10 protein-coding genes are annotated in these 11673 nt (G+C 42.7%); 6 read left to right on the top strand and 4 right to left on the bottom strand.

All coding sequences use genetic code 11. The features are described 5' to 3' along the window. The first annotated feature begins 26 nt into the window (after positions 1–26). Entirely contained in the window at positions 27–374 is a 348-nt protein-coding gene (locus B3209_RS06330) for a four helix bundle protein (protein WP_296090751.1), read from the top strand. 305 nt (positions 375–679) lie between these two features. Continuing rightward, complete coding sequence (locus tag B3209_RS06325; protein ID WP_296662274.1) at positions 680–1501, top strand: CsgG/HfaB family protein; 822 nt, start codon at positions 680–682, stop codon at positions 1499–1501. A gap of 99 nt (positions 1502–1600) precedes the next feature. Here the strand turns inward: B3209_RS06325 and B3209_RS06320 are convergent, their stop codons facing one another. The 4 genes from B3209_RS06320 to B3209_RS06305 all read right to left on the bottom strand — a co-directional run bounded on the left by B3209_RS06320 (position 1601) and on the right by B3209_RS06305 (position 3756). Further along, on the bottom strand, positions 1601–2713 hold the full coding sequence (locus B3209_RS06320; protein ID WP_296662275.1) for an HNH endonuclease domain-containing protein: 1113 nt from the start codon (positions 2711–2713) through the stop codon (positions 1601–1603). Positions 2714–2750: 37 nt separating this feature from the next. Then, positions 2751–3137 (bottom strand): type II toxin-antitoxin system death-on-curing family toxin, encoded by a 387-nt coding sequence (locus B3209_RS06315; protein WP_296662276.1) that lies wholly within the window; start codon positions 3135–3137, stop codon positions 2751–2753. Next, positions 3134–3343, bottom strand: a complete 210-nt coding sequence (locus B3209_RS06310) for a hypothetical protein (protein ID WP_296662277.1) — start codon at positions 3341–3343, stop codon at positions 3134–3136. The genes B3209_RS06315 and B3209_RS06310 overlap by 4 nt, the downstream gene beginning before the upstream one ends. A gap of 68 nt (positions 3344–3411) precedes the next feature. Continuing rightward, on the bottom strand, positions 3412–3756 hold the full coding sequence (locus tag B3209_RS06305; RefSeq protein ID WP_296662278.1) for a BrnA antitoxin family protein: 345 nt from the start codon (positions 3754–3756) through the stop codon (positions 3412–3414). Positions 3757–3862: 106 nt separating this feature from the next. Between B3209_RS06305 and B3209_RS06300 the strand changes: the two genes are divergently transcribed. The 4 genes from B3209_RS06300 to B3209_RS06285 all read left to right on the top strand — a co-directional run bounded on the left by B3209_RS06300 (position 3863) and on the right by B3209_RS06285 (position 11664). Beyond that, on the top strand, positions 3863–5500 hold the full coding sequence (locus tag B3209_RS06300; RefSeq protein WP_296690205.1) for a phosphoadenosine phosphosulfate reductase family protein: 1638 nt from the start codon (positions 3863–3865) through the stop codon (positions 5498–5500). Position 5501: 1 nt separating this feature from the next. Then, the gene (locus B3209_RS06295; protein WP_296690204.1) at positions 5502–6434 is read left to right on the top strand and encodes a DUF4007 family protein; all 933 of its coding nucleotides are present in this window, start codon (positions 5502–5504) and stop codon (positions 6432–6434) included. Positions 6435–6436: 2 nt separating this feature from the next. Beyond that, complete coding sequence (locus B3209_RS06290; protein ID WP_296690202.1) at positions 6437–10327, top strand: hypothetical protein; 3891 nt, start codon at positions 6437–6439, stop codon at positions 10325–10327. 176 nt (positions 10328–10503) lie between these two features. Continuing rightward, a complete protein-coding gene (locus B3209_RS06285) occupies positions 10504–11664 on the top strand; it encodes an aminotransferase class V-fold PLP-dependent enzyme (protein ID WP_296690200.1) in 1161 nt (386 codons plus the stop codon). Positions 11665–11673: the final 9 nt, after the last annotated feature.

Raw genomic sequence — 11673 nt, 5'->3', positions numbered from 1 at the left:
TTTAACTATTTGGAGGAGTATTAAAAATGGCTTTGTATTATGATTTGCCAGTTTTTAAGGACACTTACAAGCTTACGTTGCGCCTGTTCGAGCTTACGCAGCATCTTCCAAGAGAATATAAATTTACTCTTGGTCAGGACATAAAGCGGGACTGCATTCATCTTGTAAGAAGCATATACAGAGCCAACAAATGCCATGAACGAGAAAAATATCTTGAAGAATTTCTTGATGATTTTGAAGTTCTAAAATTGGAAGTCCGGCTGTGCACAGATTTGCATTTGTTTACAATAAACCAGCAGGCGAATCTTGCATTGCAGATGGACGGAATTGGAAAGCAGATTACGGGCTGGAGAAATTCAGTCCGCAGTCAATAGCCGGAATTTCATGTGTTACGGTGCATGAAAGCGAGCAAGGTTTTTGTGTAAAAGCGGTGTGCACACTGGGAGAATGCTGTTTCAGCCTCAAACCAGTTTATATTCAGCGGTGAAAACACTTAAGAACAAACTGCACACAAACGCGTTCTGGTCTTCGTCGGAGTACAACAACAATAATAATAACGCGTGGAAACAGAGATTCAGTGACGGCAATCAGAACAACAACAATAAGAATAATACAAATTCTGTTCGAGCCGTTCGGGATTTTAGCATAGACAACTAATCCAGCTAAAACGAGGTGCACAATGAAAAAATCAATTCTTCTTTCTGTTTTAATGTTTGCGGTGGCGGTGGTTCTTCCGGCGCAGACTGTTGCGGTGTTCGACTTTGATTGCGACGACGAGGCTTATTATGACAAGGTTTCCACGATGACCGACCTGCTTGTTCATGAGCTTGTGAAGGGCGGCGATGTTACCGTTGTTGAGCGCAAGAAAATTGACAAGGTGATGGCGGAGTACCGTTTTCAGGCGAATCCGTACATCGACATCACGACGGCAAAGCAGATGGGAAAGGGAATCGGCGCGGACTGTATAATTGTGGGCTCTGTGGCGGCTCTGGGCTGTCCGCTTTACATCACTGCCCGAATGATTGACGTTGAGAAGGGCACTGTTCTTCATTCCGCAAAAATGAGCCTGAACTTTTGGAACGAGTACGAGTCCCAGCTTCCGAAATTCGCGTCTGAATGTGTGAAGAAAATTCCCCAGCCGAATATTTTTACCGGCGTCTGGACAGGAACTCTTTCGACTGACGAATTTGACGACAGCTACGAAATCACTTTCGGCGAAAAATCAAAGTGCGGCATGAAAGTCGTTTCCGTAGATTCGGACGGCAATGAAACCGTTTTGGAAGGCAGCGGAACTTATTCGTACACAAGCGACAGTTTTTCAGGCGGAAAAATCTTCAAGCTGAATGCGACTTTCCGCAACGCAAAAACGAAACGTCTGCGCAAAATCGAATGGGCGTATCCTGCCAGCATGAACCGAACACACACGGAATTCAGCATAAACGTCTACCCGGACAGCACTAAAAAAGAACTCGCCCGGCTCACGCTTTCAAAAGTGGAGTAGGGAGTTTGCAAGTTCACCAATGCCGATGTTTTTTTATAGATTGCTGACCGAGTTTGCTTCGCAAACGTCGCGTGTCGTAGCACGGCAATGACAGTTGAACTACGGCTCTGCGACTTTCAGGCTTCCGAAGTCCGGTTGGATAAAATAAGCCTGCTGCATTGTTCGGAATCCTGAGAATTTTGCGTACTGCCACAGGCGCGGAATCAGATTTTCGTCGTAGTTCTTGAACTGGACTTTTATGAAAGTGGAATCGGTTTCGTTCTTTTTGTTTTTTTCAGAGTTTGCGGCAAAGCTGATTTTGCTGCCGTTTTTGACATCGCCTGCGTTTAAAATGATTCTGTTCCGCTCCAAAATCCGTGCGATTGTGTTTTGCGGCGGAAGAATATTGCTTTTTTTGATGTTGCATTCCGGGCAGCTCAGGACGAAATTCCAAAGTTTGTCTTCTTTTACAAAACTCCACGGAATAAAATGGTCAACATGGATTTTCCCCGGAAGTTTTTTTCCGCAGTAGAAGCAGTTACATTCCTCGAATTCCGAAAAAAGAATGTCGCGGTAGATTTCAAGCGGTGTCCTTTTCGGAAGCGAAAGCTCAAGTTTTGAAAGAAGGTGAAACAGCACATTTTCCTCGTTGATTTTCTCAAGGAATTTTGCCCAGGCATAGTAATTCAGTTTTTCAATCTCGATTTTATATTTCAAAAGGAATCCGTAAGCGCCCTGCGAAAGCGTGATGAAATTTCCGTTCTGGTCAAAGCCGTAGAGCTTTCCGCCGAAATCACCGTAAAGCGCACCGAGAACATATTTTTTGCATTCCGCCTGAACTTTTTGAATCAGTTGCGTTCTTGCATTTTCTTCGATAGAAGCGAATTCAAGATTTTCAAGAACCGGATTTGTTTTTATAGCCTCACCGAATATCTGCTCGATTTTTGAAGTTTTTCCTTCAGCCGTCGGCTTTTGCTGATGAAGATGATATTTTACAACAAGATTCCAAAAACTTTCGGCGAATTTTGCGAACAGGTCGGAATAGAAAATCAGCTGGCCGTTCTCGCCCGGCGTGTTGTTCAGAAGATTGTCCAGAATCGATTTTAAAAGCGCGAACTTGTAGGTTGAAGTCTTGTGGCAGCTTTCCGAAAAAACAAAATTGAACAGGCTCCAATATTCATCATCGGAAAGTGAGGAAAAGTTCAATTCGCCAGATTTTGAATTCCACGCCATTTTTTGTCCTTAATAACGGTCGTTTTTTGGGACAGGTTCAGTCATTTTTCGCCGTCCTTTTTTCTATCCAGTTTTTTATTTCATCTTTTGAAACTGATGAATCGGCAACTTTTAATCCAAAGTCTATGAGTTCTTTTTGTGTGTATGAAATTTTTACATTATTTAGTACCAAAAAGACAAGCATGATATGAGTACCAATTCTTTTGTTTCCGTCCAAAAAAGGATGATTTTTTATGATTGAATATGATAACTGTGCCGCTTTGTCTGAAATTTCAGGATACAGTTCTTTTGAGTCAAAAGTTTGAAAAGGCGAATTTAATGCAGATTCAAGAAGATTTTCATCACGTATGCCATCAATTCCGCCGGTTTCTTTTATTAAGGAAGTGTGAATTTTTAAAACTTGTTCTTTTGAAATTAAAATCATTTTGCAAGTTCTCTGTATGCTTCAAGATTTTGTTTTATAAGGGCATCCGAAATTTTCTGCACTTCATCATCAGAAACAAAAGTGTATGCTGGACTTTTTTCTTCATCAAGAACTGTAATTATAACTTTTTTGCCGTTGAATTTTTCAAGAGAATTATCTGATGCACGAACAACATTTCCCTGAATATAGCCAGTTGTTGCAAACATAAACGCCTCCATTTTGAAGTAAGATAATCTTCAGAATTATATCACATTTTATGAGTTTCTGTTAATTTTCAGTTGAAAATCGCCTTGCGCAAAGCCGCATTTATTTTTGTCTGGTAGCCTTTTCCCAGCCTTTTGAATGCCTCGATGACATCTGCATCGAGTTTCAGTGTAATCTGCTGTTTTTTAGGTTTGTAGTATGCTGGATTTGCAGGAGCAAACTCAGAAAGCTCTTGTTTTGAAAGTTTTGGAGCGTCTTCATAATTTATTTCGTGATTTTTTGCAGCTTCAATTTCATTAAGTGCATCAAATGTTGGTTGGTCGCCAATCTTGATTTCTTTTTCTCCAATCTCAAAACTTATGTGGTGCTTCTGCTTGTTCTGCTGATTTTTATTTTCATCCCACTCGACGTTCATAGAGAAAGTATATACTGAAAAGTAGCTACTGTAAACAAAAAATCCTGTCCCAAAAAACGACCGTTTTCTTGCGCAGGTCAATTGGTGCGCGTCTTGCGGAATTCCTGTGTTTGATGAAAATAATTCAGCTGGTGCGGTTTGCAAGTGTCCGCTTTGCCACGATGAGACTGAATATCTTTCCAGCGATTTGCGGCCGGTTTTTCTGGAGGAGCGGCTTTTGCTTGAACTGTTGCTTGAAAAAGAGCCATTTTCCCTTGCTTCATCTTCGGTGTGGAATAGTGCGAACCGTTACTACATCGACGGAAAATCTGTTGCAATTTCGTCTTCGGTTTTTAGAAACGCCGACTGCGATGTTCTCCGCAAAAAACTGAATGAGTTTTCCAAAGAAAATCTTGAAATTTCAAAACCGCATTTTGACTCAACAATCCAAAAATTTATTCAAGCGAACAAAAGCCGTTTTAATTCCATAAAGGACGAAGCTTTTGCTTTTGTTCAAGATGAGGCAGCGAAGTTCGTTCAAAAAAACGGTGCAGGCTCAGAAAACCGCATGATTGTCTCGTTCAGTGGCGGAAAAGATTCCACGGCGACGGCGGATGTTGTGGTAAAGGCGCTTGGAAATCCGTACATAACTCATCTTTTTGGAAACACCACGCTTGAATTTCCTTACACAACCGAATATGCCGAACGCTACAGAAAGGCGCACCCGATGGCTGAATTCAGAATTGCTCAGAACACCGATCAGAATTTTTACGAAGTCTGCAAGGAAATAGGTCCGCCTGCAAGAATGATGAGATGGTGCTGCTCAATGTTCAAGACCGGCCCGATTACGCGCGTATTGAACCGAAAATTCGGCGACAAGCAGATTCTAACGTTTTACGGAATCCGCAGGAACGAAAGCGTGAGCCGCTCAAAGTACAGCCGCGTTACAGAAAACACCGAGACCGTAAAAATCCAGAAGCAGACAGTCGCAAGCCCGATTTTTGAATGGAAAGACCTAGACGTGTGGCTTTATCTTCTTTCGGAAAAAGTTGACTTCAACGACGCTTACCGGCTTGGCTACGACAGAGTAGGCTGCTGGTGCTGCCCGAACAACAATCTTCGCGCGCAGTTTCTTTCGCGCATTTACATGAGCGAGCAGAGCGAAAAATGGCGGACTTTCCTTGTTGATTTTGCCCGGCAGATTGGAAAGCACGACGCGGAAGAATATGTGGATTCAGGAAAATGGAAAGCCCGGCAGGGCGGAAACGGAGTTGCTGCCGCCGGCGACGTAAAACTTAAATTCACAAACTGCACGAGCGAGGAGCACTCAAAAATCTACCAGCTTACGCGCGCTTTTGACGACAGCTTTTTGAATATGCTTGTTCCGTTTGGAGTTCTGGCTCCGGAGCTTGGCCGCAAGCTGATTCACGAGACGCTGATTCTAGACGTAAAGACAAATGTTCCGATAATTTCCGTCCAGCCGTTCAACCAGAGCGGTTTTGAGCACGCTGTGAAAATCCGCACGATGAGCGTTGAAAAGCACGACGAACTTCAGCGCATGATTGGCTATCAGGTAAGGAAATTCAACGCGTGCAGAAAGTGCCTGAAATGCGAGTCCGTTTGCCGTTTTGGAGCGATTTCTCTTGCCGGAAACGAATATCACATAAATCCGGAAAAATGCAGGCACTGCAAAAAATGTGTCACGGAAAAATACCTGACCGGCGGCTGCATGATGGAAAAATATCTAAGGACAAAGGATTTATAAAATGAAATACAGAGGACACGAGACATTTTCAATCCGCAAAAATTGGCTTGCAAAAGGCGTTGGCGCGGTCAAGAAAAATAATGGAATTTTCACAGACAAAACGCTTGAGCCTATGGACGAGCTTGGAATCGGACGAAATATGGTTGTTTCTCTTCGTTATTGGCTAAAAGTTGTTGGACTTACAGAAGAAAAGAAAGGCGAAAAATCAAAAAAAACGGAAACTGTCTTTACTCCGCTTGGAGAAATTATTTATAGGAACGATAAATTTGTGGAGGAAGCTGGAACGCTCTGGCTTTTGCAGGCGGAACTTGCCTCGAATCTGGAGCTTGCGACTTCCTGGTATTTCTTTTTCAACGAATTTAACCTGACAGATTTTACAAAAGAAGATTTTGTTACTGAACTTTTGAAATTTGACAAAGGAAACGGCGGAGCGACTGCAAGAAGTTCTTTTGAAAGCGACTTTGAATGTATTGTGAACACTTATATTTCACGTTTTAAAAATGCGGCGGAAATCGATCCGGAAGACAATATTGAATGTCCTTTTGCTGAGCTTGGGCTTTTGGACGTTGCCGGAAATCTTAGGGAAAACGGACAGAAAATTTACAGAAAAGTGATTCCGCCAAAACAAAATATTCCTCCGCTCGTTTTTTTGGCGGTTCTTTACAGAATGGTGCAGAAAAACGAAAAAAAAGGAATCAAGTATCAGAATTTTGAAATTCAGCTTTCGGACATTCAGAACAAAAAATTCAACGCTGGAAAAATTTTCAATCTTGATGTTATTACGCTGATGGACATTTTGAGCGAGCTTGAAAGCCGTGATTTGCTGAAAGTTGTGCGGACTGCTGGGCTTGATGTTGTGCAGCTGAAAAATGACAGTACGGCAGAGGAAAAATTTAAGGATTATGTTGAAAAATACTACGCGGAGCTGAAATAAAAATGGATTTAAAAAACAAGATGATTAGCGCATCAAAAAACTTTCAGACCTCGGTAAACATTGCGTTCGATTTTGACAATCCTGAAAAACTTGCGGGATTTATTCCGACTTCTGAATCAGTGAAATTTATTGATGAAGAGATTTTAAGCGCGCTTGGCGGAAATAAAACAGAATTTTCAAAAAGAAAGGCGGAAATTTTAATCGGCCCGTATGGAAAAGGAAAGTCGTACATTGTGCTTGAAATGCTTTCTCTTCTATATAATAACCCGGATTTGAAAGATTCCTTTGAGTCGCTTGCGCAAAAAGTCAGGGCGAAAAATCCTGATGTAGCGGAAAATATTCTTCAATATGTAAAAAGCGGTCGGCGGCTTTTGCCAATCGTGATAAACGGAAACTCGCAGAGCCTTTCGCAGTCGTTTTTGTATGCGCTTCATCTGACTTTAAAAAGGCGGGAATTTGAAAATCTTATGCCAGAAACTCATTTTGAGTCGGCTGTAAAAATGATTGAAAAATGGGAAGACGAATATCCTGAGACTTTGGAAAAATTCAATCGGCTTGCTTCCGTAAAAGCGGCGGAGTTCAAGCGGAATCTTTTGAATTATGATTCAGCGAGTTTTGAGGAATTTGAAAAACTTTATCCGTCGCTCACATCGGGAAGCGAATTCAATCCGTTCAGCGGATTTGATGTTGTCGATATTTACGAGCAAGTCTGCAAAAAACTTTGCGAAAGCGGAAAATATGACGGAATTTTTGTTGTTTACGATGAATTTGGAAAATATCTTGAGTCGAGCATTGCGCATGCGACCGTAAAAGACACAAAACTCTTGCAGGATTTTGCCGAACGTTCTGACCGGAGCGGAAAAAACGGAAAAGAGCAGCTTCATTTGCTTTTGATTTGCCACAAGGAAATTGAAAATTACATCGACATTCTGCCAAAGCAAAAAGTTGACGGCTGGAAAGGCGTTTCCGAGCGGTTCCGTCATATTCACCTTTACAATAACTATTCAGAAGTCTACAGCCTGATAAGCGCGGCGATTCTAAAAAATGCGTCTGAATGGAAAAGCTTTTGCGTTCAGAACAAGGCGCAGTTTGAAAATTTGAAAAATGTTTGGCTTGGAAGCGGATTCCGGCTCTTTTCAAATCTTGAAGACGATTTTAAGGACACAGTTTTATACGGCTGTTATCCGCTTCACCCGGTTACAAGCTACATTTTGCCGCGTCTTTCTGAAAAAGTTGCGCAGAACGAGCGCACGCTTTTTACTTTTCTTTCTGGTAACGATAAAAATGGCTTTTCTTCCTTGATTGAAAAACTTGAAGAATCTGGAAAAACAGAGGCTGACGGAAAAGAATTTTTGCAGGGCGGAAAAATAATTCTTTTTACGCCAGACGTTCTTTTTGACTATTTTGAAAATCAGCTTCAGAACGAGCCTTACACAAGCGAAATCAAAAAATACTATCTTGTTGCATCGTCTGCTTTGCGCCAGCTTGAAAAGAATTCCCTTGAGGCAAAAATTGTAAAAACCATTGCTCTTATTTACAGCCTGAATCAGTTTGAGCGGCTTTCCCCGGACTTGAATCTTCTTTTCGCGCTTTACGATGACTCAGACTACTCGCGTGAAGAAATCCGCGGCGCGGTGAAAAATCTTTCTGAAAAATTCGGCGCGGTTTATCTGAACGTCCACAACAATTATCTTCAGCTAAAAACGAATTCCGGCGCAGATATTCCTGCTCTGATTTCTGCTTGCGTTGAAAAAAGGCGGCGCACGGTGCGGATTGTCGATATTCTTAACGAATTCAACACGCAGAAATTTATTTATCCGACTTCGTATAACATCGAAAAAAAGATGACGCGGTATTTCAGTTTTTCTTTTGTTTCGCTTTCTGATTTTTTTGAACGCAATGACTGGAAAACTTATGCGCAATCCTTTAGATCCGACGGCTGCGTTTTCGCTCTTTTTGATGAAAACAAAAATATTTCTGAAGATGAAGATTCTGCTAGGAAAAAAGCCGAAAAAAGGGCAGTGGAGTTTTCTTCCGAATCAAAAAATCTTGTCTTTATAGTTTCAAAACTGAACGAGGATTTTTCTGAAAAACTGCGCCGTTTTGAAGCCGTCTCATACTTAAAAAATCAGCTGGCCGCGGATTCTGATTCCGTTCTTTTTGACGAGTACGAAATAATTTTTCAGGATTTGTATGAGGTTGTAAAGCAGATTGTTTATTCCTACATTCAGCCTGAGCGTAAGCTTGCGCGGTATTTTTCAGGCGGCGAGGAAAAGAAACTTTACAGAAAATCTGATCTTACAAATCTTGTTTCTGCCATTTGCGCCGCGATTTTTTACAGAACGCCGGTCATAAACAATGAAATGCTGAACAAAAACTGCCTTACAGGTGCGGCTACAAAAAGCCGAGCTAAGCTTGTGGACGCGATGCTGAATTCTCCTTCTTTGGATTTGGGCTTGAGCGGAAGCGGTCAGGAAGTTTCGTTTATGAGAAGCGTGCTTATTCTGCCTGGAATTCTAAAAAAGGCTGACAAGGATTCTTTGGAAAAGAAAATCTTTAATCTTGAGCCTGATTCTGACAACGCAAAAAATGACGGGAACTTTAAGAATCTTTTTGCGGTGATAAAAGAATTTTTTGCGCGCGCGGAAGAAAACGAAGTCAGTTTTTCATCTCTTTTTGAGATTCTCGTAAAGGCAGAGAACGGATTTGGTCTTAGGCGCGGCGTGATTCCGGTTTATCTTGCGGCTATGCTTTCTTCCCGGATAAAAAATGCTGTGCTTAAAAAAGGCGGAATTGAAGTTCCAGTGAACGCCCAAACTCTGGCGGAAATCGCGGAAACTCCAGAGGCGTTTACAGTCCGTGTCCAAAAATGGAATGATGAAAAGGAAAATTACATTCATTCGCTTGAAAATTTCTTTGCCGACTTTGTGATTGAAGACGAAAAAAATACGAACGGCTATTCATATCTGATAAACGCGATGCTTCGCTGGTACCGCTCGCTTGCAAAATACACAAAGCAGATGAAAAAAGTTTACTGCGGCTTTGAAGATTCTCTTGCTGAAACAAAATTTGCCGCCGTGCGGAAAGAATATTCTGACTTTTTGAGCATCTTGAAGCAGGGCGGATTCGGCGCGAACGAAATCCTTTTTGAGAAAATTCCTTGCGCTTTTAGAAAAAACTCTCCCGGCCGGGAGCTTTCGTATTCTGTAAAGGAAGCGAAAAAGTTTTTTGATTGCGCGCTTGAAACTTTGGAAAACGCTCTTATCGAACAGACTAAAAAAATCTTTGAAAAATCAAACAGCGAAACTCAGAACGGAAAGTCGCTGAAAAATCTTCTTGCTGATTTTTGCAAAAAACTTGCAGGCGGAGTTGAAAATCAGATTTTTGAAAACGGCGCGCACTCTCTTTTTAAGATTTACAAGTCCGCCGGAAACGATGAAAAGCAGATTGTGTTTGAGATGTCAAAAGTTCTGACCGGGCTTAGCATTGACGACTGGAACGATGAGACCGCGAGCGTATTTTTTGAGCGGCTTGATGAGCTGAACAAGACGCTCTTGGAATTTAAGAATAATTCTGTTGCTAAAAAGAATGAGCCGGTACTTCGGCAAAATCAGTGGCCGGCTAGTAACGCTGAAAAAATGTCGGCTTCAAGCATTGACGGAGTTTCTGTTTCAACGTTTGGTGAATCTAATGCCGCTGAAAATTATGAAATCAGATTTGCCCAAAGCGGAGCTGAAAACGCGAAATCAAAGTCGTTTAGGAAAGTGGAATGTTCCGTGCGAGCAAAATCGCTTGAAGAGGAAATCTGGCGGACGATTGAAGAAATGGGGCAGTCCGTGACGGATGCGGAAAAAAGGCAGGTTCTGGTGAGTTTGCTGGAAAAACTGTGCTAACACTGACGCGAGTTTTTGAAAAGCAAAAACTCGATAGTGAGCGTAGCGAACGTACGTTAGGGATTGTAGCACCGAAGTTCCAAAGCAACCGAAGGTTGCGACGGAATGAGCGGTTAGCGAAGTGCGCAAAGCCCGACCGCCGCTTGCGGTGGGAACGCCCAAAAATTGGAGGAAAAATGAGTTTTTATTTTGACAACGCGGCTACGACTTTTCCGAAGCCTGAATGTGTTTACAAATTTATGGATTCTTTTTACCGGACTCACGGCGGAAATGCCGGGCGCGGACAGTACAAGTTGGCGGCTGAGGCTTCAAAAATGGTTTCGGAAACGCGTGGCTTTATACAGAAAATTCTTTGCTGTGCGAACAAGGACGTGATTTTTGCTTCGAGTGCGACGATTGCGCTGAACATGGTGATTCAGGGGCTGGTTGCGAACGACAAGAAGAAAACCGTTTACATTTCGCCGTTTGAGCATAATTCGGTGACGCGCGTTCTGCATCATTTTGAAAAGTGCGGAAGAATTTGTGTAAGGCAGCTTTTTGTTTCGCCTGATTTTGAATACGAGATTGAAAAAATCAACGCGCAGTTTGCAGAGCTTCCGCCTGACATTGTGATTGTAAGCCACGCAAGCAATGTGATTGGGATTATTGCGCCTGTGCTTGAAATTTTTGCGGCGGCGAAAAAGTTTGGCGCGATTACCGTAACCGACATGGCGCAGACGGCTGGGCTTGTTCCGCTGAATGTGGCGAGCGAGCTTGTTGACTTTGCGGTTTTTGCCGGGCACAAGACTTTGTACGGTCCGTTCGGAATCGCAGGATTTGTGAAGAGTCGTAATGTTGCGCTTGAGCCGGTTCTTTTTGGCGGAACAGGCGTTGAGTCGGCGAATCAGGAAATGCCCGAAAATATTCCGAGCCGCTACGAGATGGGAAGCCAGAACATCTGCGCGGTTGCTGGGCTTCACTCGGCGGCACAGTGGTTTTTACAGAATCAGGACGAAATCCGCGCTACCGAAGAAAAAAATCACCTTCGTCTTTTAGAGATTTTGCAGCGTTACGACTTTGTAAAAATTGCAGGCCCGGCAGACAGATTTTCACAAAAGACAAAATGTATAGGCGTTGTCTCCACGGTTTTTGACGGCTACTCGGCGGAAGACATTGGAAACGTTTTTGACGAGGCGGAAATCGCCGTGCGCACCGGGCTTCAATGCTCGCCGCTCGCCCACAAATTTTTAGGCACATTTCCGGCAGGCACAGTGCGTTTCAGCGTGGGATATTTCACAGGCGAAGAGGACTTTTGCGCGCTGGAAAAGGCGATGGAATATATAGAGGAAAATAGGTAGGAGAGAAAA

Origin of the sequence: Treponema sp. UBA6852, assembly GCA_002449305.1 — a bacterium.
Lineage (GTDB): Bacteria > Spirochaetota > Spirochaetia > Treponematales > Treponemataceae > Treponema_D.
The sequence above is the reverse complement of the archived record's forward strand: the minus strand, read 5'-3'. Positions and strand labels throughout refer to the sequence as shown.